This window comes from Nocardia sp. JCM 34519.1, assembly GCF_020361265.1.
In the GTDB taxonomy this organism is placed as follows: Bacteria; Actinomycetota; Actinomycetes; order Mycobacteriales; family Mycobacteriaceae; genus Nocardia; species Nocardia arthritidis_A.
In genome coordinates, this window is record NZ_JAIRBR010000001.1 from 1,117,389 (window position 1) to 1,140,394 (window position 23,006).

At 63.1% G+C, this 23,006-nt stretch carries 18 protein-coding genes; 3 read left to right on the forward strand and 15 right to left on the reverse strand.

Annotated features, from left to right (window positions below; genetic code table 11):
- Positions 1-11: 11 nt before the first annotated feature.
- Entirely contained in the window at positions 12-1,361 is a 1,350-nt protein-coding gene (locus tag LGY53_RS05385; RefSeq protein ID WP_225725493.1) for a serine hydrolase, read from the reverse strand.
- Between the two features lie 426 nt (positions 1,362-1,787).
- Positions 1,788-2,252, reverse strand: coding sequence for a hypothetical protein (locus LGY53_RS05390; protein ID WP_225725494.1), 465 nt, complete (start codon positions 2,250-2,252; stop codon positions 1,788-1,790).
- 536 nt (positions 2,253-2,788) lie between these two features.
- Here LGY53_RS05390 and LGY53_RS05395 point away from each other — a divergent pair.
- Entirely contained in the window at positions 2,789-3,271 is a 483-nt protein-coding gene (locus LGY53_RS05395) for a DUF6301 family protein (protein ID WP_225725495.1), read from the forward strand.
- 13 nt (positions 3,272-3,284) lie between these two features.
- On the opposite strand, the gene LGY53_RS05400 is transcribed toward LGY53_RS05395, so the two are convergent.
- From LGY53_RS05400 to LGY53_RS05460, 13 genes are all read right to left on the reverse strand, one after another.
- Entirely contained in the window at positions 3,285-3,710 is a 426-nt protein-coding gene (locus LGY53_RS05400; protein ID WP_225725496.1) for a DUF6301 family protein, read from the reverse strand.
- Between the two features lie 62 nt (positions 3,711-3,772).
- A complete protein-coding gene (locus tag LGY53_RS05405) occupies positions 3,773-4,231 on the reverse strand; it encodes a hypothetical protein (protein ID WP_225725497.1) in 459 nt (152 codons plus the stop codon).
- Positions 4,228-4,719 carry a DUF6301 family protein gene (locus tag LGY53_RS05410; protein WP_225725498.1) on the reverse strand — a complete coding sequence of 164 codons (492 nt, stop codon included), beginning with the start codon at positions 4,717-4,719 and terminating at the stop codon, positions 4,228-4,230. The genes LGY53_RS05405 and LGY53_RS05410 overlap by 4 nt, the downstream gene beginning before the upstream one ends.
- A 207-nt stretch (positions 4,720-4,926) precedes the next feature.
- Positions 4,927-14,280, reverse strand: coding sequence for a toxin glutamine deamidase domain-containing protein (locus LGY53_RS05415; protein ID WP_225725499.1), 9,354 nt, complete (start codon positions 14,278-14,280; stop codon positions 4,927-4,929).
- 1 nt (position 14,281) lies between these two features.
- The gene (locus tag LGY53_RS05420) at positions 14,282-14,596 is read right to left on the reverse strand and encodes a WXG100 family type VII secretion target (RefSeq protein WP_225725500.1); all 315 of its coding nucleotides are present in this window, start codon (positions 14,594-14,596) and stop codon (positions 14,282-14,284) included.
- Complete coding sequence (locus tag LGY53_RS05425; protein WP_225725501.1) at positions 14,593-15,102, reverse strand: YbaB/EbfC family nucleoid-associated protein; 510 nt, start codon at positions 15,100-15,102, stop codon at positions 14,593-14,595. Before LGY53_RS05425 ends, LGY53_RS05420 begins: the two co-directional genes overlap by 4 nt.
- 310 nt (positions 15,103-15,412) lie before the next feature.
- Positions 15,413-16,180 (reverse strand): ESX secretion-associated protein EspG, encoded by a 768-nt coding sequence (locus tag LGY53_RS05430; RefSeq protein WP_225725502.1) that lies wholly within the window; start codon positions 16,178-16,180, stop codon positions 15,413-15,415.
- A gap of 667 nt (positions 16,181-16,847) precedes the next feature.
- Positions 16,848-17,519: a WXG100 family type VII secretion target gene (locus LGY53_RS05435; protein ID WP_225725503.1), complete on the reverse strand. Its 672-nt coding sequence runs from the start codon at positions 17,517-17,519 to the stop codon at positions 16,848-16,850.
- On the reverse strand, positions 17,516-18,019 hold the full coding sequence (locus tag LGY53_RS05440; protein ID WP_225725504.1) for a hypothetical protein: 504 nt from the start codon (positions 18,017-18,019) through the stop codon (positions 17,516-17,518). The genes LGY53_RS05435 and LGY53_RS05440 overlap by 4 nt, the downstream gene beginning before the upstream one ends.
- 38 nt (positions 18,020-18,057) lie before the next feature.
- Positions 18,058-18,642: a DUF3558 domain-containing protein gene (locus LGY53_RS05445; RefSeq protein WP_225725505.1), complete on the reverse strand. Its 585-nt coding sequence runs from the start codon at positions 18,640-18,642 to the stop codon at positions 18,058-18,060.
- A 245-nt stretch (positions 18,643-18,887) separates the two neighbouring features.
- The gene (locus tag LGY53_RS05450) at positions 18,888-19,532 is read right to left on the reverse strand and encodes a PhzF family phenazine biosynthesis protein (RefSeq protein WP_225725506.1); all 645 of its coding nucleotides are present in this window, start codon (positions 19,530-19,532) and stop codon (positions 18,888-18,890) included.
- Positions 19,533-19,571: 39 nt separating this feature from the next.
- The gene (locus LGY53_RS05455; protein ID WP_374111122.1) at positions 19,572-20,042 is read right to left on the reverse strand and encodes an ATP-binding protein; all 471 of its coding nucleotides are present in this window, start codon (positions 20,040-20,042) and stop codon (positions 19,572-19,574) included.
- A gap of 158 nt (positions 20,043-20,200) precedes the next feature.
- Positions 20,201-20,998 carry a hypothetical protein gene (locus LGY53_RS05460; RefSeq protein WP_225725508.1) on the reverse strand — a complete coding sequence of 266 codons (798 nt, stop codon included), beginning with the start codon at positions 20,996-20,998 and terminating at the stop codon, positions 20,201-20,203.
- A 72-nt stretch (positions 20,999-21,070) separates the two neighbouring features.
- On the opposite strand from LGY53_RS05460, the gene LGY53_RS05465 reads away from it, so the two are divergent.
- Entirely contained in the window at positions 21,071-21,721 is a 651-nt protein-coding gene (locus tag LGY53_RS05465) for a trans-aconitate 2-methyltransferase (RefSeq protein WP_225725509.1), read from the forward strand.
- Positions 21,722-21,921: 200 nt separating this feature from the next.
- Positions 21,922-22,998 (forward strand): phospho-N-acetylmuramoyl-pentapeptide-transferase, encoded by a 1,077-nt coding sequence (gene mraY / locus LGY53_RS05470; RefSeq protein ID WP_225725510.1) that lies wholly within the window; start codon positions 21,922-21,924, stop codon positions 22,996-22,998.
- Positions 22,999-23,006: the final 8 nt, after the last annotated feature.

Below are 23,006 nucleotides of genomic sequence, written 5' to 3' on the forward strand. Positions count from 1 at the left end.
GCGGCCTCGCGCTAGAGCCGTTCCAAGGCGATATCGCGCCCGTTCTGGATGAACGTGAGAGTGCTGCCATCCAGGCGCAGCGTCGTGTCGGTCGTGACCGAGGCGAATGTCGGAGCCTGGTCGCCGTTTGTTCCCATGAACGTGAACGTCATCGGCGGCTGTCCGGCGAAGGTGACCTGTAGGTCGTAGCCGACTGTTGTGATCGCCAGCTCGAATCCTGCACGCAGCCGGTAGCGACCCGCGAACTTCGCGAGTGTCGACTCGGCGGGTAGCTCGGGATCGTCTACCTTGATCGGGCAGTCCGGCCAGTCGTGTGCCTTCGCGATCGCGGCGAACATGCGTTGCACCGCATAGGTTCCGAGGTCGCTGTTGGTCATCACCGCGGCGCCGACGTCGAGGTCTCGGTAGGCCAGCAGGTGGCATCGGAAGCCTTCGTTCCCGCCACTGTGCCCGAACCTCGCGGGCCCGCTGGTGGACAGGAACGGCCCCAGGCCCACCGCGTCCAGCCCGCCGGTCCGATCCGGCGCGGTCGTAAGTATCTGCGGGGTCAGCATCTCGCGCGCGAGCCGCTGCGAGATCAGCCCGCCCGGCGCGCCCGCATACGCGGCCCGCACTGCGAGCGCGTACCGGCACAAGTCGCTCGGCGTCGTCCACAGCCCGGCGGTCGCCATCTCGGGGTAGACATACCAGCCGCCGGTGATGACATCACCGGTGACGTCATGTCCCGATGCCAGCACGCCGTGCAGCTGCGGCGACGGCGGCTGGGTGTAATCGCTGTCGGCCATGCCAATCGGGTCGAGCACGAGCTCACGCATCAGCGCCGGGAACGGCGTACCGGTCACGTCCTCGAGCAGCAGCTGCATCGCGAGCGTTCCGCCGCCCGAGTAGCGGAACTGCGTGCCAGGGATAGTGTCCACACGTACGCCAAACGTATTCGCCGGATACATCCCACGCAGGATCTGCACCGTGCTCGGCAGCTCGTCGGTGCGCCGATAGCCAGGGAACCCCGACGTCGTCAGGCCCGCCGAGTGGCTCGCCAACTGGCGCAACGTCACAACCGGCTGCCAGTCGTTGTTGCGTGGCAGCCGCCACGAGCGAAGCCTGGTGTTGATGTCGGCGTCCAGGTCCAGCACGCCCCGATCGACCAGTCGCAGCATCGCCAGCGCGGCGACCGGCTTGCTGATCGAGCACGCCTGAAATCTCGTCGTGCCTGTCACCGGCCGCGCCTCGCCGGCCGCCTGCACACCGCACACCCCCGCCTGCGCGATCTGGCCACCAACGATCACCGCCCAGCTGGCCCCGGGCACGCCGAACTGCGCGCACGCCTCTTCGAGAGCAGCATCGTAGGCGGGCACACTCATCCCGGTCCCCTTCAGCAGACGGCATCGCCGACATCATGCGGCCAGCTGGGATGTCGGATCAAGGACATTTCGGCCCGGCCCGAACCATCGTCCGGTACGTCGCCGATCCGACCGACTCGCCGCGCACCCGATATCCAACTGGATTGCGCGAGTTGACTACAACCGGCGCATGGGTGCACGGAAATCACCGTAAAGCGTTCTACATCGGGTGATTCGGCCCCGCCCCTGAAGCCTGGCTTCAGTCAACACTAGTTTCCTATAATGCCGCGTGGCGCACGGAATCAATCCCTCCACCGCGCGGCTGGCGGACATGTCTCCCGGAAGGTGAACCGGCTACGGTGCCGCGCGGCGGAGGTGGTTCAGCGACCCTGCGCCGCAATGGGAAGACTGCGCCGAGCACCCACCTTTCGGTAGTCGCGGGAATGATCAAACGGTAAGAACCAGACATACGCTCAGCAGGAGAACCGCCCCGATTTGAACCATGGCCGCCACACGCAGCATCTTGTACTTCAAGTTGGTACCTACTCGAAGGTCCTCCAAAGTGTGAAGATTGCAGTAGACCACCACTTTTCGTGCATAGGACTCCGCATCCTCCCAGCGCACGTCCTTTATCTGGTGCAGGGTGTCTATCGTCGTCACCTTGTAGGACTTCGCGATCCCAGCCGTCAGGGACATGATCGCCGTGATCAGCATCGCGATCAGAGCACACAAGAGCAACCATCGGGCGACACCACCAATGCTGAAGTCTCTACCCCGTGTGGCTGTCACCACGGTGATGACTGTGACGAGTCCCGTGGACGCCGAGAGCATGGTGGTGGCTCGACTGTTAGCCGCGTCGCGCCGGTCCAGCTCGGCCCTCAACTCCCCCGCGATGAAGGCCGAATACTCCATACCGTACTCATCCATAGTCGCGGCTGGCGGGCTGATCCGGGTGTGACTGGTCACGCGTCACCCGATCGAATTTCACCCAATCTTCCGGCGGGGGCGGATCCGACGCGGGCGCCGGAGAACTTCCACTACCCGATCCCTTGTCCGCAGCGTGGCTCTTATCCTGGCCAGTGTTCGATGCCATACCGGCACCACCTCTATCGAAGCAGGTTGATCAACATCTTGTACTGAATGACATCGCCCAAAGATCAGCTTTCGTGACGTGAAGGATCCACCGCCACGGTTGCGGCCGAGCTGGCCGCGGCTTACGAGTAGCAACATGCTGTATAGCCGCGACCCGCGCTGACCGAACCGGCCAGCGCAGGCGGGTCGGAAGATCAATGGGGTGGCCATCCGGGCCGACGAAAGGTTAAGTCCTGTCTACTCCGCCGACATTCGTCAGCACAGATCCTGTCCGGTTTCAGCGGTCAATTGATGTTCGTCGGAAACCCTGCCGAGATCGCCCGTGTAGCCAACATGTGGTGCAGAATTGAGGACATATGGACAATGTTGCACAGGCTGATGCGGACGCCGCTGTCGAGATAATCCGCGCCGCTACCACATTCGATTGGACCTGGGGACGTCGGGACATCGAACACTTCAGTGCATTGGTCGACTGGAAACCGGACGATTTCGGTAATGCGACAACAGTCTTCATGACGACAAGTGCTGCAATAAATCACCCTGTCGCCTGGTTCGAGCTAAACGATGGTTTGATACAAGAGTTTTCATTTCACGTTACCGATCGCGTCGACACCACAGAGCAAATATTCCTCATCGATGCCTTTGCTACCGTGAGCTCGCGAATCAACGATTTACTCGGTGCGCCCACTCGCCGATTGCCGGGCAGGCGACCAGGATTACAATGGGATCAGTCGAAATTGATAGTCGAACTACTTCAGCTGAATAAGAGCATTACGATAACGCTAATCAACCCAAAATACCGCAAACCTTCGAACAGCAGGACAGCTCTTCCTAACTAAGAGCATCTCCAGACTACCTTTCGGCCAACCATGCATTCGTGACAAGGCAAAGCCGTACCATGACCGATAAATCGGTCAAAAGCAACGCCGTCTCCTCACCCGCCCACCAGACCTCCGGAATCACGTCGACCACCTGGCCGGACGGCTGTCCGCATTCCCGAATCAAAGCTGCGGCCATGCGCTCGAATGCCGCACGAACGTCGGATCGGCCGGACTCGTCGTCGGCGGCTAGCGCTGTTACGGCGATCTCAATTCGCTCGGCGTCGCCGTTGCAGCCGTACAGATCGCAGCTACCGGATCCGAAACCGGCGTCGAACCATACATGATCAGCCGACTCGGCAGCCGGATGGCGCCACCCGAATACCGCTAGAAGCCTAATCAGATCATCCATTCGCCACGACCACACCAGTGATCGGAGCCGACGAGCCAGGTCGACCACCTCATCATCGGTCAGCGCACGCCATTCGGGTATTGGTTCTCCGTCCGGAACAACAGGGCTGGTCATTGCGGTCGACTCTCCTGCCGTATACCGAGCTGTGGGAGCTCCAGCGTGCGGTTGCCAGCGTTCTCGTTCCATGCGTCGTAGCTCAACCGGTCCGGGGTCGAGATCTGATACGCATCCCGAAGCCCAGTCACGACCATCGAGGCCAGGCGATGGTAATCGACGCTGGTCGCAGGCCATACCTGCTCGAACCACCAATTGCCGCCATGGTCATCATCGCGATCGCGCCACCCCGCCTCGGCGATCCAGCGGTGCATGTCTCGCGCGACCCTCAGCTCCGGATCGAACGAATCGTCACCACACAATTCGATCCAGGTTCTGTCTGCTAATTGCCGGAATTGTACGAACCGACGTTGTTCGGAGGGCACTCCAGCTTCGCCAATGATCACGACCGCTCCCGCGGGCAACCCAGCCAGTCGATTGGCCAGTCCCTCGCTGAATTCGGTCCAGTCCGTCATGCCCAGTCCTGTTCGTTCAGGGCGGCGGATTCGTCATCGAGAGCTATGCGAGCGTTGGTCACCAGGGACAGGTGCACTGCACTCGACAGGCAGGTCAACCGCAGAGTCGCGTCGTCGCCGACCCATCGAACTTCAGGTTGTTCACCCGGTATCAGCGTGGTGGGCTCGCCCAACGCTCCACGGAGTGCTGCTGTCATCTCCGCAAACGTATCCCGCAGCAGAACACCACTGCGCGCCTCACCGTCCGTGTTGTCGGTGACGGCCAATTCGATCGTGTCGGCTCGGCCATCACGTCCGAGGATGCTTCCGCTGGCCATGCCGAATCCAACATCGAGCATCACCCAGTCCGCCTTGGCGCGCAGGACCGTCCAGCCGAAGTGGGCTGCCAGATCCGATACGTCATCCATCTGCCACGACCAGGCCAAGGACTCGAGTCGTGTTGCCAAGTCGACGATCTCAGGGCCGGTCAACGACCGCCATTCGCTCATTCCACCACCCTAAACGTTCGAAAGACGGGCATTGTCAACGCTGAAGCTCCAGCAATACAGCAAATCACACCAACTGCACCGATTATAATTCTTCGACCGACAGATCGTACGCTCGACCCTGAAAATATCGAAACCTCCGTTGGGTCCAATTCTACAGAAAAGCGAAATAATTCGGCAAACGGTAACCAGACAAGCTGCGCGCAGTTGTTAACGTTCACGTTCACGATTCCGCTCTCTCTCGAGCGCCTGGTCGCGCGCGCGGCGCCTCAAAGTGTCCGCGTCGGGTGCGGCACGTACTGCTTCAATTGGGTTCACACCTTGGCCCAGCTGAACAAGTGTTGCTATGCCCACCTGTTGAGTGGGCACGCCCTTCTCGATAGCCTTGACGGCGTCCGCCAGATTCCGTGCCGTGGATCCGTATGGCACGAGCTCCGGCGCGCGACCAGGTAGCTGGTATACGAATGCATTCTTCTCCCGATCGAAACCTATCGGCTCATGCTCCAAACAAAGGGCGTATATTCGGGCATCAAATGTACGGGCATTCAATTCAGGGATTCGCAGCGCAGGATTTTGCTCAACAATGAGATTGTGCTGTTGAACCAGCTCCTGGGCCAGCGAGTCTCTGACCTGCGCTATCGTTTGTTCGCGGTTCTCGGCCAGCGCATCCATGACTTCATGCGCATGCTCGGGAACCAACCCCAAGTCCTGGACTGCTCGCATGTCGCGGGCGACTTCTCGCTGCTGTTGCTCGACGCCAACGGCCTGCTCGAGCGCATAATTGATCTCTAGCGCTTGCGCTAGATCCGGACGACCACCTTGCTCTCGTGCCGCTGCCAATTCCCTGATATTGCCATCGGCTTGGGTCAGGGCTTGTTCACGTGCCAACGACTCGGGCCCCTTGTCGCCGAGCACCCTTCGTGTGGCCTCAGCGACCAGGTCCTTATGCGCTACAGCCAACTCGGCTGCCGTAGCCCGTTGCCTGTCAACCAGTTCGGCCGCCAACAGTCGCTCGGCAATCTGTGATGCGTGTGGATCTAATCCCAGGCCGCGCAACGCGGCCACACTCTGCTCGTACTTCACGTCACGAACGAGATCCAGATTCTTTTGGGCAGCTTCTATGTGATTACTTGCACGCTGCAGGTCCGTCTCGAGCGCCTCTCTTGCCTTTGCGAGTGAATCTGCGAGCTGCTTCTCAGCATGCTCGGCGGCCTTGTTCGGCGCCGCAGATTCGATCGCCTGGGCGATACCACGGAGGACTATTTCCTGCTGACGCGGATCCAGTTGCTGCAAAAGCCTGGCACGTTGTTCCTCTATTGCTCTGGCTATGCTTTCTTCCAGCTCTCGCGCATCAATTGCACGAATCAGCTCGCGAGCCATTGCCCGGTCAACCCGTCCGATGACCTCTATAGTCGGCGGCTCCCCGTCGCGGTCGAGCCGGAATCGCGAGACGGTGATTGTGCCATCTCGGGAGACGCGGACTTTGTTGTACTCGAATTTCAGGGTTCCATCGGCATGTGCGCGGAGCAGCGCTTCACGCGCCTCCAGCAGTTTCCGTCCTTCCGGACCGTTCGGGTCGACACCGCGAGCGCGCATCTGCTCAGGAGTCTCCAACAGAATCCGCTCAAGGTTCTTGTCGATTGCGACGGTTCGTTCGAAATATTCAGGAGATCCTTGCTGTGCACGCCCCTTCGCGGTGTCGGCGGCCTCCAACGGCGACCCACCGCCCTTGCTTTCATTGGCCACCAGCGTGGGGTTCTCCCCCTGCACGAATGAGGTAACATCCAGAAGGTCACGGCCATCCCGGGCATCTTTGAACGGAGTCAGCAGAACGGAACTATCCCGCTCGGTGGCGTGCGCGATTCCTCCCACTTCGCCCATTTCCTTTGATACGGCGTTCATTTGAGGACCGAGATCGTTATAGCGCCGCGCAATGTCCTGCATATCGTACAGGCGATCGAGTTTCGCGAGCCTATCAGCTTCCGTCAATGACTTATCGCGAAGTATTTCCTGCTGCTTGCTATTAATGACTTCTCGGAGCTTATTGGCGCTCAATTCATCGATCTTCTGAACGCCGAATTCCTTCATATGCGGCTTGATCGCCGCAGCCTCCGCCGCCCGTGCAGCATCCTGGCGCGCCGCTTCGGCGGCCAGGGCGTCGAGTCGGTCGCTGAGTTCCTTCGAGACCACCTGATACCGATCGGCCGGACCCGACTCCGCGAAGTGCACAACGTCGGTCTCGGTTAGGTGATCTCGCACCCACGAGCTGCCCTTCCGCAGCTGAAAATTGACGTCCCGATACGTCCCTGGAGCGTCGTCCCTGTGGTGCCATCGGCCGTCCGGATCCCTATAGGAGTCCAGCCGGTCCCCCGGCTTTCGCAGCTGTCCGTCGTCGCCGCGGTACATGCCCGGCGGAACCGGACGATCATCGCCGGGGCCTGAGCGCTCTCGATCGACAGACTCACGGGTCTGGCTGTCACGTTCGTCTACCGGCCGACTGTCTCTCTCGATGTGGGGCGTGTCCGGGCGATAACCCCGTGGCGGATTCCACTGCTTATTGACCTCGTCAAATCTCTGCGGCGCGTTCGGGTCCGTATTCCGCTCCACATGCGGCGTATCCGGACGGTAACCCTGCGGCGGATTCCACTGCTTATTGACCTCGTCAAATCTCTGCGGCGCGTTCGGATTCGTATTCCGCTCCACATGCGGCGTATCCGGACGGTAACCCTGCGGCGGATTCCACTGTCTGTTGATCTCGTCGAACCGCCGCGGCACATTGGGGTCTGTATTCCGCTCGACATGCGGCGTTTCCGGGCGGTAGTCAGGTGGAGGATTCCACTGCTTATTGACCTCATCGAATCTCTGCGGGGCGCTCGGGTCCGTATTCCGCTCCACATGCGGCCTATCCGGATCTCGGTTGCTCGGTGTCGTACCGTCGGACTCATTTCGGTCAGGATCGCCACTGCTTCGGCCGTGGTCGTCAGCATGTCCGCCGAGGGGAACATCCAGTGGTTTGGCTGGCGTCGGTTCTTCGCTGTCGGCGTGGAGGGTGGTGTCCCGTCGGTCGTCTAGAACTCGAAGGTCCCGTGGCTCGGCCAGGTCCCTTCCAGTCGGTTCTGCATGTCGGCCCAGGCCACCGCGCGCGTCGTGGTCCTGTCGATCGGGTCGTACTCCATGGTCTGCTTGCTGATGGTCACCAACCGGTTGCCGGGACTCGGTTCCGGTGGTTCGGTCAGGGAGGTCGTTTCGACCTGGTAAGTGATCTGGTGCGGGTCTTCCTGTGTCCGTTCGATGTTCATGCGCCACTTGGGTGGGTAGATCTGGTTTTGCCGGACCGGTTGGCCGGTCCGGATCGCCTCGTCGTACATCTCGCCCACTGTCAGTGGGTGCAGGCTCGGGGCCGCGGTCACTACTCCCGTCCGTGCGTCGATCACGTAACTGCTCAGGCCCATCCCCGCCCCGGCCGCCATCTCTTCCGGCGTCAGCGCCTTCTGGCAGACCCAGGCGTACTCGCTCTGGTAGATGTGGAACTCCGGGATCGACGGGAAGATGCGGGCCAGATACCGCTGGGCTTCCTCCCGCGTTCGAATCTGTTCTGGCACCGTGTGGTCCTCCGTTCGCGTCGTTGACGATGAACTGCAAATACGCCGAGCGGTCGGTCAGATAGGCCGGTGGGTGATCCGAGTAATGGCTTGACTGGGGATCCCACCATACGGGCCCGTCCGCGTCGTGCGGGTACACCAGCACGGTCGCGTGTGCACCCTGCACCACCGGCAGGCCATTGTCGTAGACGAACGTACCGGTCCTCGGATCCCAAGCGTGCCAATAGTTTCCGACCAACGCCGAAGAGCCCGGCCCCATCTGTGCGACATAGTCGTGCAGCTGTTGGAACTGCTCTCTGATCGACAGGCCACGATTGCCGAAGCTCGCCCAGTCACGGCCGAGGTAGCTTGCCGCGCGGTCGGCTCCGCCCAATTCGCCGTTCGTGTCGAGCTTTCCGTCGGGCAGCAGATCCAGCCACCGTGGCACGCCGACCTGAGGGTCACCATGGTGCGCTGACAACGCGGCCAGGCACAGATCGAGACAGTTGTTGTTGCGGCCCGGCTGATCCATACCGTGGTCGTTGATCAGGGCACCGTACGGATTCGTCCTCGGATCGGCCGCAACCAGGAACCGGTTGCCGTCGCGCAGTGCGTCTTCCACCGCAGCTTGGAATGCCGGGTCTTCCAACGGTTGCAGCAGGTGTTGGCCGAAGACACGGTCGTCGGGCAGGCCGCGGAACTTGGCGGGGGTGTTGGCTCGGGCGATGTCGTTGCTGATCTGGCGGATATCGACCGGGTCGAGAGTGTGGGGGCCGGTGTCGGGCAATCCGAGTTGCTCGCGTATTCGATCGACCAGTGTTTCGGGTCTGTCGCCCGGATGCCAGGTGCCGGGACCTTGTGTGTGGTCGACGGTGGCGAACAGGTGGGCCGTGGACGGGTCGTTGGTGAACTCGACATCGACCATCAGCCAGTCGCCGCTGAGCAGTTTGTGGCCGGTGTTGAAGGCGCGGTCGGCCGCCCAGTGGGTGTTTTCCATCAGGTCGTGCAGTTGGCGCGGCGAGATGTGTTCACCCGTGGCGAGATGGATCCGCACGCGCACTACCGCGATATGCTCCGGGCCTTCGGCGTAGCGCCGCATTTCATAGGCGGGCGTGTCATGGGTGCCGCGGCGGGGGACGTCGACGACGCGGTTGTCTTCGGGCCTCCGCGTGCGATAGCTCTCTCGCGCATTGCGCGCACCCTCTGCCACGGGATCGGCCGGCCGCCGTTCCGGAGCCGCTGGGCGCCGCGGGGGCTCCGGGCTCGGCTCCCGCCAGACGCCCTCGTGGTCCCGGTTCGGCACACCAGCACGGTGGTCTGGTGCATGCCTTGGCCGGGGAACCGGTTGGTCCACCTCATGCGGCCCCGGAGTACGCGAATGCGGTTGGTGCGGAACAGGTTTCGTGTGGCTATCGGGTGGGCGCGGGGATTCTGGGTTCGGCCGGTGCGGGGCCGGTGACCGCGGTCGGTCCGAGGTCGGCGGAAGTGATTCCGGAGCCCGCGTCGTGTGCGGTGGTGTTGCTGGCGGTGAGTCCGGCGCCGGTGTCGACCGGTCCGCACGCGGCCACCAATCAGGCAGACGATCGGTATTCACGGCACGGTTCGGGTCCTGATGAGCCCACAGCGGCGGAGCCGACTCCGGTGCACGCTGTGGTGGCATCGGACGCGGCGGCTCTACCGGGTGATCCGTTGGATGTGGTTGAGGCGTAACCGATTCCGGGCGTTCTGTCCGGGTCGGAGCCGGGCGGTCGGGCTCTTCCGGACGGCGAATATCCGGACGTGCGCGTTCGGTCGGGTGCTCGGTGGGTTCCGGATGAGACCGGTTGGGCTGCTCGGCCTCACGCAGCGGGTGCGGGCGATCCTGTTGGTGCGCAGGCCTTCCGTCATGGTCAGGCGCCGCATCGGTGTGTGGCCGCTGCTCCGGCGTCCGCACATGCTCAGGTGCTGGCGAATTCTGTTGTTGGGCAGGGTCTTCAGGGGCTATTCGCTCGTCTGGCCGCGTTCCCGCTCGATCCGCTTCAGCTCCGACTCGCCCCACGACTGCCAGATCTTCGTCTGATCCTCGGTCGCGGTGGGGCGGCCCTTCTGTTCCAGTTTCTCTGTGTGCTGGCGCAGCCGATTCGACCATTCCTGGTCCTCGGGTGTCAGCGGCGGATCGTTCGCCAGTGCTGCTTTGACTATCTTGTCGAATTCCTCCGGTGTCATCGTGTCCTCTTCCTAGATCGAGTAGTTCTATGTAGAGCTTGTCGCCTACCTGGCGACGGTTCTTCACCAGGAATTGATTCCCTGGCGGGAACACAACTTCCTGCTGCTGGCCGGTTGCCCACGAGATGTCCTTGCCGTGCCGGGATTCGATGATGAGCTCGATGTTCCCGCCCAGCATGGAGGATTCTTTGTCCGAAGACGCGAAGCCGAGATCCTTGGGTGCGTGTTCTGTGCTGTACTCCTGGAGAAACTTCGCCAACTCGACCGGATCGTCGATCCGCAGCGATCTGTAGACGATTCCATCGTGATCGGGCAGCTTGTTCAATGCACTGACCAAGGCCCGGATCTCGGTGTCATACCGGTCGAGTAGTGCCCGGTCACCGTTGCGGGTTCCGCCGTTGAGTAACTCGTTGAACTGCATCTGCTGATTGCGGCGGATCAATTCGATCTCCGCGTCCGACAGCCGGGCAAGCTCAGGGTACTCAGCGATCCTCCTAGCGCGAATGTCCGCGGCTTCGGGACCGATGGTGCGGTTGCGGGCGTAGTCGCGTTCGGCAGCCGGGTCGTGGTAGTCGGGGTTGGCGTAGTACTGCTTGTCCTCTACGGGCAGTTTCGGACGGTCGATCACGCCGGGTTCGGATTCCGGTGGCGCCTCGTGCGGTCCCCGCTCGTGCGGACCGGGACGGGATTCGTCCGGCCGATGGCTCTCGTTGACGGGTCTGGGCTCGTGCGGGCTGCTGCTGGGGTGCGGCGGCGATACCGCGACCGGAATCGGTTGAGGCGACTGTTCGGCCCGGTCCCCGGTCCGGCCGTCACGGGTTGTCTGGTCAGGTGGAGGGCGGTTCGGCTCCTGTGATCGTTCCACGACTTCCAGCCGCCGAGGGGTGGGATCGGGGTACCGGCTGGGCGTGTGAGGTTCGCTGCCGCGCTCGACCGAGGGGGCCCGGGGTGTGTCGACAGTGCGCCGTGGCTGGTTTTGGTCCGAATGTGTTTGCGAGGGTTCGTATTTCGGTGGTTCGGCCCGGTTCGTATCTGGTGGTGGTGATGTGGTGTCGGTGCGCGTGGGCGGGCGGTTCGGTTCGCCGACGTCCGGGCGCGACGGTGGCGTCGAGTCGAGCCGTGCCCAGTGCGGAACTTCCTGCCGCGGCGTTTGCGGGATGTCGGGCCGCACCGACGGCGTGGCTTCGGGCCTGGGCCCCGGCGCCGGTTCATGCGCAAGCCGCTGCGTGGGTTCGGGTTTCGCTGGTTGCGTCGTCTCGGGCCGGCTGGGCGGCACCGATTCCGGTCGAGCGTGCGGGACGGATTCCGGTCTGGTCGACGGCGTCTCGGGCCGCGCGGGCGGGGCTGTATCGGGCCGGACAGGCTGTGGCGGCTCGGGTTTGACCGTCGGAGTTTCGGATCGTGGGAGCTGCGCGATGTCGGAGCGGACGGGTTGAAGCTGATCGGGCGAGCCCTGCCGCGCCGCGTCCGGCCGCGCAGACGGCGACGTGTCCGGACGGGATGGTTGGGCTGAGTCGGCCTTCGTCGATTGCGGCGCCTCGTGCCGTGCGGGCTGGGCAGCGTCCGTCCGAGCGGACTGAACGGAGTGCGGTTGAATCGGCTGGGCTGGTTGTGCCGTCTGCTGCCGGGGCGGCTGGGCAGCATCTGCTCGGGTCGGCTGAGTGGAGTCCGCGCGGGGTGGTTGAGCTGAATCGACCTTCGCCGGTTGCGCTGTCTCGTGTCGGGCTGGCTGGGCGGTGTCGGCCCAGGTGGGCTGGGCGGGGTTCGGTTTGGCCTGCTGAGGTATGTCCTGCCGTGCGGGCTGGGCAGGATCCGGACGCGCTGAGGTGCCGTTGTCGACGCGCGGCGTGGCTCCGGATCCTGTTGGTGTGGAAGGTGTTTCGGTCCTCGCCGGAGGAGTCTGGGGCGCTGTGGCGCTGGTGTCCCCGCGCGCCGGTGTGCCGGGATGTGCTGGCGTGCTGGTTGTTTCGGGTCGCGGCGATGGAGTTTGACCGACGTTTTGGGGCGATGATGTCGGGTGCGCCGAGTCGATCGGCGTGGCCGGCGCACTCGGGCGCTGCGCGACATCACTGCTCGGCGACGCTGCAGTGCCGGGTCCGCTCGAGGTTGGGGTGGCCGCCGGATTGCTTGTCTGCGTCGCGGATTCGGTGGTCGGGGCGTGCGGGGTGGCCGGGATATCCGCATGCGGCGACACTGCGGTCGGTGGGGCACTGCGCGGGGTTTCGACAGTGGCGGTGGGCGTGTCATGCGCTGCAGGCGAGGTGGTGCTGGCGGGATGCGAATCGGTGATGGTCGGTGCGGAGTCGACCATGTGCGGCGTGTCGCCAGGGCGGGTGACCGGCGGCAGATCTAGCGACCCATATCCACTCGATGATGCGGGAGAACCGGCGAACTCCGTGCCCGGGCCGGAAACCCGGGTCGGCGAGATCGTCGGGCTCGGCGACGAATCCTGTTGCGGTGCAGCCGGTCTTGCGTCCTGCCGTTGGGTCTCGGGTTGAGCCGGAGTCGACGACGGCTCAGGCTTACCGGATTGCCCGGTCTCCTGTGATGGCGGTGGCGCAGCCGGGTCGTGGCTGCCACTGACCAGTTTGTCGGAGTGGCTGTCGGGCCCCGGCTGGGTGCTGGTGTCGACGTTGGTCGATGTCGGTGCGGTATTCGTTTCGCGGGGGCCCGGACTGGCGGGCGCGTCCGGCGCGGCGCGCTCACCATTCGAATCGTGTGGTGCGGCCGCGGTGTCGGTGCCCGTGGGTGGTTGGTCGTGTGGGGCTTCGGTGGAAGGTTTTGCGCCGGTGAGGCTTTCGGTGTTCGGCTGGGAAATAGTTGGGTGATCACCATCAACGGTGGCGGGGCCTGGATGACCGGCCGTGGTCGCGGCCGACATCACGCTCCCTGCCGCCGACGCGGTGACCATGGAAGGGCTGAAGTCGAATTTGCCGCCGAAAGGCACCGTCGCCGCCGTGCTCGCGGTGAACGCGGCAGTATTAGCGGCGGTATCGAGTCCCGCGGTGAGCGCCGCCTGGCTCAACTTGGACGAAGCCGCCTCGGTCGCATCCTTACCGAGCCCGCCCGCACCCAAACCACCACCCAGTCCCCCAGCGATGCCACCGGTCAACGCACTCAAACCGAGCTGCTGCCAGTCCTTCGAATTCAACCCACCACGATGGCCCTCGAACCACTGCCACCCGCGGAAACCCGCATCCAAGCCGACGTTCTGCAGAATCCCCCAACCCGCGCCTTTCAGCGCGGCGCGCGCCGCAGCCTTGGCGGCAGCCCGGGACAGCATGCGTTTGATGAGCTGACGGATCGCCATACGGATTGTGATCTGGGTGGCCACCCGCGCGGCGACCTCCTCGGCCGCCGCAGCCGGCGCGAGGATCCCGGTCGCCGCCTGCGCCAATGCCGCGGCAGCTTGAATGGCGAAGATGACCAAGGCCCCGATGATCACCAGCTTGGTGTGCTCGATATCGGTCGCACCCTCATCGAGGCTGTTGCTGAGCGATCGGCTCCTCTTGATCAGATTTTTCAGCTCGCCCTTGTCCCCGCCGATCTTCTGCCAGAACTCCAGCAGCCCATCGTGGGCCTTACCCTCGGTAAGCGCGGCGAACACATCGCGCATCAGCCGTTCGGAATCGGTGTCGCTGCCGTCGAGCGCGGTAGCCATTTCCTCCCACGCCACCGCGACCCGACGCATTGCCGTCTCGTCGCCCTGGGGCCAGTCTCCTGCTCCGACAACCCATTTCGCGACCCATTGCAGGGTCCCGGGGATCTCGATGCCCATGTCAGGACTTGAGTTTGCTGGTCTTGTCGGCGTTCACCTTGTCCTGGGACTGGAGACCGTCGGCGATTTTCACCACGGCCGCACCGAGATTGGTGAACACACCAGCAAGACCGTCGATGTTCTTCAGTTCATCCTCGGCCGACTTCTCATAATCCTTCGCGAACGCCTGCCCGGTCTCATCGTTGCCCCAGCACTTACCCTCGGCATTGATCACCTGCCGCAGCTTGGACACCGCCGTCTTCACCGTGTTCGACTCATCATCGAAACGAGATCTGGTACCGCGCAACGCTTCCGGATCGACGTGCAGGTTCGTCATCGTCTGTCCTTCAAGTACGAGCTATTTCGGTAGTACTCGTCCTCTTCTTCCTCATCGAGGACCGGCTCAGGTGATTCCTGACGATCGGGTTGCGGAAACATCGACTGGAAGAGATCCTTGATCCCTGGCGCCCCCGGCACCAGATCCGACAAATCCGGTGCCGCATCGGCCATTTCCGCGATCGGAGCGAATGCCTGTCGGGCTCGTTCCGCAGCCGACGCGGCAGCCGCCTGCGCCGCCTCGGCCATCGAACGGCCGAGCTTCTCCGGCGTCGAACGTCTGAACGCCTCGGCCGCCAGGTGCACCTCCTTCGGCACTCCAGCCGCGTTGCACACCACCCGCACCAGCTTGTCCGACGACCATGCTTCGGCCGTCATCTGGGACATCTCCGCCTGCGCCGCAGCGATATCGCGCTGCTGCTGTTCGAACTGGGTCAACATCGACTGGACCTCTGCGTCCAGTGCCTCGCTCCGCGCCTCCAAAGCGGCCTTCTCGCTGGCGTCCATACACGCTCCCCGTTCCGAGATTTCGGTCCGTCAATCTATACCGACGCAACAGATCCGCGCCCGGTTCCCCTGGGAATCAGGCTGATTCACAACATTTTCCGGTCATGTGGATCCATTGATCGGCAGTTACCCTGCTGCAACAGCTATCCCGTCATCACGCCGTCCGGCAGTCCGCAAGTGCATCATGCTGCGGACTGTCTGAGGCCAGTCTCGACCACTCAGCTCCTTTGTTCGATTCCATTGCACATCAATCATTTTCATACAGGACATACTGTGCCAGCAGGTGTGCGAGATCCACCGAGCGCACAGTTCACCATCTGGCGTTCTCGTCATCTCTGAGCCGTTGCAGGGCGCGGTCGATCCACCCGGTGAACAGCGCAATCAGATCCTCGGGCGTCGCCGGGCGGACCGAAACATGCCGGTCGACGAGTTCGACGTACCGGCCGTCGTCGATGATGTCGTACCACTGCACCGTGTTCACCGGCTCCGGGCGCGAGTGCAACGGGCCGATGAGTAGCCCGGCCGCCCCGCCGCCGTTGGCGGGGCGCTGCAACAGCCGCTCGTACTGCTCGCGCGGTGACCTGCGACTGTGCTGCAGGTAACCGTCGCGACGAGGGCGTAGATCGTCCGGATGAAAGGTTGCCGATTTCTGCTTGCCCGGTTCGCAGGCGGGGACGGCCTTCACTACGGCCGTCGGCAGGGATTCCGGCCGAAACATGCGCACCCTGATCGGCCCGTTCCGCTCACCGAGGACAGCCTGTGACAGGACCACCGCACGGTATGGGTTGCGCGCTCCCACAATCCGGTACTCTTTGGCCTCACCGATACTGCCCTTGTATTTATGTGTGCCGCCGAGGATTTCGATGCGCAAGTCCGAAGTCGATAGCGTGTGCAGGGCGAGCTCGATCTCCTCCAACTCGTCTCGCGGGTAGCGGCTGCGCACTGCGGTGCGATGCGCGACAACGTCGTTTTCGTGAGTGAGGCTACTGAGGTAGTTCAGTGGGCGAGGGAACCTGTCATTTGCAGCGCTGTACCACAGAGCAGCGAAATCGTCTGTCTCCAATGTCCATTCAGGCATCAAAATCCGTTCGAATCGAGTCCTGGTTCCCCGACACGGTATACGTGCGTCCCGTACGCGGACGCAACGAAACCTTATGCGTGCCAAACCATTAGCTGTGCATGTGGCCTACGCTTCGCTCCTCGAGTTTCCACCGACTTCGTCGTCTGACACAGTCGGCGGATTCTCGCCGAGGACGCCGTCCGGCACGGTTGGTGGGATCTCACCCAGCAACTCGTCAGTGTTCTGCTGGTTGATGAGGTAGTCCGGGATCTTGTGAGTCGTTTCCTCGTCCGATCGGCCACGGCCAGCTCCTGGGGCACCGAACCCAGGCACACCGGCAGCACCCCGATTCGATGCGGTCATCGAGGAGGGGCTACCAGCCGCTCTAGCGACCGGCGAGGCCGGACTGCCCGGGATAGCAACACCCGGTTGGCCGGAGCGGATCCTCGGACTGTCAGGAACACCTGGAACGCCTGGTGTCGGCGTCCCCGTTCTGATTGGTGCAGTGCCGGTGGGGATCACACTGGTCGGAGTCGTACTGGTCGGAGCAGTCGGCGAGTCCTTGCTGAGCTTGGTCGGGTCAATCCGAGCAGGGTCCGGGCTCATAGGATCGGTCCCAGGAGACGTGGAAGTTGGGTTGGTCGCAGACGGTTTCGTCTGGTCGACTGCAGCCTGGTCGCCGGGCTTATCCGGAGTGTGAGGCTGGTTCGGATCGCCCGGGTTGGTACCGGGAGTGCCCGGAACGGTACCCGGCGTTACTGGATGCTGCGGACCATAGCTGATTTCGGTCGGTTGTGCCGGCGGCCCAGCAATATCCAAGGGATGGCTTGGGTTTATCGGCTTGGGAAGGACCGGGATGGCTGTCCAGGCTAACGAAAGGCTTGACGTAGTAGTCACGCATCGCGTCCTGCGCGGTCTCCGACCTGTCCTTTATCACGCTGTCACGTGCAATACCCACCCACGGCCAGGAGTCCTTGTGCCACCACGGTTTTTCGTTCGGCACCTCGGGGATCGCGCTTTTCGTTGACAGGATGCCTTCGGCCGCGTCATACACCCGTGAACCCAACTGCGTCAGTGGGTCGGTCAAATCATTAGCCGCACTTACGTAACGGGAGATCGAATCACGTGCCGCAGTCGCGGCGCTCCCCTCCCATGCACCCGCGATCGACTTCTGGATGCTGGATGCGAAAACGTCAAGACCAGCCTCCCAGTTTGCAGAGATATCGCTATATCGCGCGGCGACACTGAACGATTCGGTCGGGTTCAATGGGCTGAACGCATCTTTGATATCCCGATGCTTGAACGACCTCGTGTGCTCGCCACCATCACTGATTCGGGCTGGCTCGCTTCCGCTCATGACTGCGCCCCCGGCAGCGGAGCAACCGCTTCAGGCTGCCCTTTCCCAGACACATACTTCGCAGGATCGATCGGCGTCGGCTGCTGGGGCAATCTCGACAACAAATCCTTTACACGTGCCGCGAAAGCGCTATCGGCAGCCATGTACCGGTCCCGGATCTCCCGGTGCAGCGTCTGCAGATCCTGAACAACCTGGTAGTGCTGCTCGAGAATCGCGTGCACGCTGTTGTCCGAACCCTTTGCTTTCTCGCGGAACCGACCGACCAATGTCTGTGCCGAAGTCAACCGTGAGTTGCTCTCCCCCAAGCCCCACTTGCCGGTCTCGATTTCCGAGATAGCTCTCGCGTCTCGCTGCATCGCCTGGATCAGGTCCATGAATCGCTGGCAGTCGCGGTCGATATAGACGAAATCTTCCGGCTCGATCCGGAGCCCCAACCGGCCCTCTTTGGCCTCCGTGACAAGGTTTGCCAACGGCCCCCGTGACGTTGCGTCGTCACTCATTACGCCATCCCTCCCTCATCGGTCCATTATGGCGGGTGTCAGACACCCGCTGGCAGTGTGGCAACAACTTTCTCCGCCAACGTCATCCCCAACTGACAAGTGTCGGTAGCCCCTGTCTCCCGACGCGACGGCGGATTGTCGAGCCCGAACTCCAGACTGCCGCCCTTTATCTCGACGTTGATACTGCACACTTCGCTCGGGCTGGAATCTTCACGTCGAGTAGAAATCGCCTTACGACCACCGATCGTCAAGTCCCGAGTGTCCGCGAAGCCACGACCGCGAATGTATGGAATCGTCAGGTTCGTCACCCGAATATCTACGGCGTAGCCGTTCGAGCGGACCCAGCCACAGCCGCGCCATTTGACTCCGCCGGGACCGTCCAGATCCGAGCGGTTGTTCGTCACTGCCTTATGCAGCTTCTCCGAATCCAACACGCTCTGAGGCACATCCGTGCAGGGGTTGTATCCCGTCGGAGCATCTGCGGCAAGTCCGGACCCACTCGCCGTACTCGTGGTGGCAGGGGTCGAAGATTGCGGGGTTCCATCTGTCGAGGACCCGCACCCCGCCAGAAACGGCCCAGCCCCAAGCACTACCAGCAGGAACACTCTCGTTACCGCTCGCATCCTCACCCTCGCTCTGTGGGCACTGCATCGGCCTGATCCGACCCGACTATATCCGACAGCACCGACGGTCTCGGACCATCTGAAACTGGTTACCTATCTGCGAATATCGCTGTGTCAGATCGAATTAAGCCTTCGCGGGACCTCATGCCTCAACAGATCGGAAGCACCGGATAGCAGTCCGGTTCCGACGATGTTGAAATTTCGCCATTCCGCGATCGGTGCACCGCAACAACGATGATCGGCGCCTATCGTGACTGACGGACACGCCCACCGATCTCAACCCATCCATCCGGACGTGGCCGCGTCATGATCTGCGAGCCGTGGCCCTGCCGGATCGTCAGCGGGCGATTCAGGGCGGCGGTCAACAGTATCGCGGCGGCGCCGGTTGCCTCGTCCTCATCGATACCGTCCCCGCGGCCGGGGAAGCCGCGGGCCCGGATCTGACCGGCGTGCTCGTTCTGCCAGGCCCACGCATAGATCCACTCACCCTGAGGCGGAACTTCGAGCGCATCCACCTCGGCGGCCGATCCGAACTGCCTCAGGGCGCGCGGCGGCACCCAGTCGGATTGCGCTGCGATCCACGTGAATTCACCGTCGCGGCGAACATCCACGCGACCGGCGCGAGTGGTCAGTTTCGCCGCATCGAGCAACCACGCCGCGCCGACGCATGGATATCCAGCGAACGGCAGCCGCGACGAGGGCGTCCAGATGTCGATGGCACAGTCGATCTCGTCATCGACGAACACCGTCTCGCTGAACCCCAACGTGCGCGCGAATTCCAGCCGCTCCGCATCGGTCGCGACGGCCGCGCCATTGCGGACCACACCGAGCTCATTGCCGAAGTTCCCGTCAGGCCCACAGAACACGCGCACAACCTCATGGTCGATCACCGCGCTAGTAAACCGCATCGTCCTGAATGGCAAGGCTTCTCAACGCCCCCTCATATCGAGAAGGTCGGTGGCGATAACCGTTGCGATTTGGCGCGGTTGCAGGGCGGTGGTGTCGATGACGTGGGCTTCCCGGCCGTGCCAGAAGCGGGCGGCGTCGTAGTCGTCGAGGTGTTCCAAGCGCCATGACGAGTTCGGTTTGGCGGGATCGGTCGCGATCCGGCGCAGGAGTTCGTCGCGTTCAGCATGAAGAACGAAGTGATGCACTGGGACACAGGCGTTTTCGAGTCCGATGCGGATCTCTTGCCAGTATTGGTGGATCAGAACCGACTGCGGAACAATAAGGACGCCGCCGACATAGTCGAGGATCTGCGTGGCCGCAGCGACCACCAGCCCGCGCCAGGGCTGCCAGTCCTGGAAGTCTCTGACGGTTTCGGTGGCGAGGACGTGGCGAAGCATGAGCCCGACTTCCTCGGTATCGAAGACCCGCGACCCGGGCAGCAGTGCGGTCAATTCCCTTGCGGTGGTGGTCTTTCCGGATCCGAATGTCCCGTTCAGCCAGATGATCACGTTTCGAGCGTAGAACGTTCCTACCCTGACCGTCAGGTGAGTCTGCGGCGGTCGACGACGTGGTTGTCGCGCGGTTCCGAGCTGTCCCAGGCGTTCGTCCCCTACGAGGAGGGCTCGCTGTCGTCGGAGGTGACGACCGGAGGCTCCGGCCTGTCGGGGCGCAGGTCCAGTGGCTGAACCGACTGCAGCAAACCCCATTCGAACCACGCCGTGTAGCTGCGGTTGCGCCCGGACTCAGCATCGAGGGCTTCAAAGCCCATGATGACCCGATGATCGCCGAATCCGTCGAAATGGCGGAATGGGCCCAAGTCGCAGTCCTCGAACTCTTCTTGCGTACACGACCAGGGCGTCAAGTCCGCGACCGAATCCGGTCGCGGCGGCGGAACCCCGGGCTTGCGGAGCAGTCGACGGAAAATCACACCAGGGTTGCGGGGCACCTCCATGAGCTCGATCTGCAGACCCGGCCAGAACGACAGATCCCAACGGGCGTATCGCGCGATGTGCGCCCCGTGCGGGTGCGGCCCCTCCGAAACCGGTGCGCCCCACGCTGTTACGTACTCGGCGAGCGATTCGAAATGGTTCGTCGCCTCCGCCCACCACCACCGTTCCTCGGCGGCCGCAGTATCGGCGTAAGTGGCGCCGATCCGGTTGAGCAGGTCCGCGGACTGAACCGGGGCCGTCTGGCACATCACGTGCAGCATCCCCAACTGGTAGTCGTGCAGCGTCGTTACACGTTCGCCGATCATCGTCCCTCCCCCACGGCAGAATCCCCAATCGAAGCTACCAGCCTGGCCGAAACGACCTACGCTGCCGCTGCGCAGGCGGTCTGCGCGACGAGATCGACTGCGGGACAGGACGTCCGCACCGATTGGCGGATGTTTTCGTATGGGCCGGTCCAACCTACGATTGTGGAGATGCAGGCTTCTGATGCTCAGAGTATCGCTGCGGCGAAGGAACGCGGATGGCGGGAGATGGCAGTCATCGACGCTGCTTACGCCGAAGGCAGGATCGATAGGGAGTCATGGCATGAGGCCGTGCTGGAGCTGATCGAACCGGCGTATCTGGCGACGGATGATCCGCGGGCACAGTCCGGGTACAGCGGGGACGCGGCTCAATGGGAGACGGCTCGCCGTCCGCTGGTGCGGGCGCTGCCGTCCAAGGGTGACCGAGCGCTGAGTTTCCTGGACGTCGGCTGCGCCAACGGGCATCTGATGGAGACACTCACCCAGTGGGCGGCACAGGACGGCATCCGGATCGAGCCGCACGGGGTGGACATCTCCCACGCCCTGGCCGACTTGGCGCGCGAGCGCTACCCACAGTGGGCCGACCGAATCTGGGTAGGGAACGCTCGAGACTGGTGTCCGCCGCAGCGTTTCGACGTGGTGCGCACCGGCCTGGAATACGTGCCCGAGCGCGAGCGCCCGCAGTTCCTAGCCCACCTGTTCGAGTTCGTGGTCGCGCCTTCGGGGCGGCTGGTGATCGGCATGTTCAATGAGGAGGCCGACGAGGATATCTTGCAGCGGCAGGTGATCGAGCTCGGCTACATTGTGAGCGGTTCGCTGGCCGAACCGCACCGTCACCCGGCCGTGCGGCGCAAGGCGTTCTGGATCAACGCGCGATAGCACCAACCTACAAATCAGCACACCATAATGCCGCTGATGGGTCGGTTCAGGATGTGTGCGGCGCTTGATCGCGAACGCGCTGATCTGTCGATTTCAACGCAGGTGTCTTTGAGCGGCCGCGCACCATCCTCCTACGCCTCGCTAATATTCATGACGTTTGTGCCATGTCGGATTGGCTGGGCCACGCGGATCGGGGGCGGATGAGACAGATCCTGTTTGCGGTAGCGATTGCCTTGACGGTGTCGATCACCTTGACGCCGTTGCTGATTCGCTTGTTCAACCGGGCGAAGATGGGCCAGGAGATCCGCGCGGAAGGTCCCGCAAACCACCAGGCGAAACGTGGCACGCCCACCATGGGCGGCATCGCCATCGTTGCCGGTATGTGGGCCGGTTATCTGGGGTCGCATCTGATCGGGCTGCGTTACGACGCGCCGGGTGTGACGGCCTCGGGGTTGCTGGTGCTCGGATTGGCCACGGCGATGGGTCTGGTCGGCTTCCTCGACGACTTCATCAAGCTGTACAGACGCCGCAATCTCGGTCTCACCGCAAAGGGTAAATATGTCGGCCAGTTCGGTGCCGCAATCGTTTTCGGCATCCTCGCCCTGCGGTTCCCCGATAGCACCGGGCTGACCCCAGCCAGTCGGCACATCTCGATCATGCGTGACCTGAGCTGGCTGTCGCTCGTGCCTGTGCTGTTCGTGCTGTGGGCGTGTTTCCTGGTGGCCGCTTGGTCGAACGCCGTGAACATCACCGACGGACTCGACGGGCTGGCCGCGGGATCCATGGCCTTGACCCTGGGCGCCTACGTGTTGATCACGTTCTGGCAGTACCTCAACGCTTGCACCACTCGTCCCGGCGCAGGCTGCTACACCGTGCGCGACCCGCTGGACCTGGCGCTCATCTGCGCCGCGACAGCAGCGGCATGCGTGGGTTTCCTCTGGTGGAACGCGGCACCGGCGAAGATCTTCATGGGCGACACCGGATCTCTCGCCTTGGGTGGACTGCTCGCCGGGCTGTCGATCACGACCCGTACCGAACTGCTGATGGTGGTCGTCGGTGCCTTGTTCTGCGCCGAGATCCTCTCGGTTTTGTTGCAGATCGTGGTGTTCCGCAGAACCGGTCGACGGCTGTTCCGAATCGCGCCGATGCACCACCACTTCGAGCTCAGCAGCTGGCCCGAAACCACTGTCTCCATCCGCTTCTGGCTCCTCGCCGGACTGTCCGCGGCCGCCGGGCTGATGCTGTTCTACGGCGAGCAGCTCTCCGTCACCGGCTGACCCTGAAA

Coding starts and splice junctions, on each gene's coding strand:
- LGY53_RS05385 (WP_225725493.1), bottom strand. CDS start 1,361: ATGAGTGTGCCCGCCTACGATGCTGCTCTCGAAGAGGCGTGCGCGCAG.
- LGY53_RS05390 (WP_225725494.1), bottom strand. CDS start 2,252: ATGGAGTATTCGGCCTTCATCGCGGGGGAGTTGAGGGCCGAGCTGGAC.
- LGY53_RS05395 (WP_225725495.1), top strand. CDS start 2,789: ATGGACAATGTTGCACAGGCTGATGCGGACGCCGCTGTCGAGATAATC.
- LGY53_RS05405 (WP_225725497.1), bottom strand. CDS start 4,231: ATGACGGACTGGACCGAATTCAGCGAGGGACTGGCCAATCGACTGGCT.
- LGY53_RS05410 (WP_225725498.1), bottom strand. CDS start 4,719: ATGAGCGAATGGCGGTCGTTGACCGGCCCTGAGATCGTCGACTTGGCA.
- LGY53_RS05415 (WP_225725499.1), bottom strand. CDS start 14,280: ATGGGCATCGAGATCCCCGGGACCCTGCAATGGGTCGCGAAATGGGTT.
- LGY53_RS05420 (WP_225725500.1), bottom strand. CDS start 14,596: ATGACGAACCTGCACGTCGATCCGGAAGCGTTGCGCGGTACCAGATCT.
- LGY53_RS05425 (WP_225725501.1), bottom strand. CDS start 15,102: ATGGACGCCAGCGAGAAGGCCGCTTTGGAGGCGCGGAGCGAGGCACTG.
- LGY53_RS05430 (WP_225725502.1), bottom strand. CDS start 16,180: ATGCCTGAATGGACATTGGAGACAGACGATTTCGCTGCTCTGTGGTAC.
- LGY53_RS05435 (WP_225725503.1), bottom strand. CDS start 17,519: ATGAGCGGAAGCGAGCCAGCCCGAATCAGTGATGGTGGCGAGCACACG.
- LGY53_RS05440 (WP_225725504.1), bottom strand. CDS start 18,019: ATGAGTGACGACGCAACGTCACGGGGGCCGTTGGCAAACCTTGTCACG.
- LGY53_RS05445 (WP_225725505.1), bottom strand. CDS start 18,642: ATGCGAGCGGTAACGAGAGTGTTCCTGCTGGTAGTGCTTGGGGCTGGG.
- LGY53_RS05465 (WP_225725509.1), top strand. CDS start 21,071: ATGGCAGTCATCGACGCTGCTTACGCCGAAGGCAGGATCGATAGGGAG.
- mraY (WP_225725510.1), top strand. CDS start 21,922: ATGAGACAGATCCTGTTTGCGGTAGCGATTGCCTTGACGGTGTCGATC.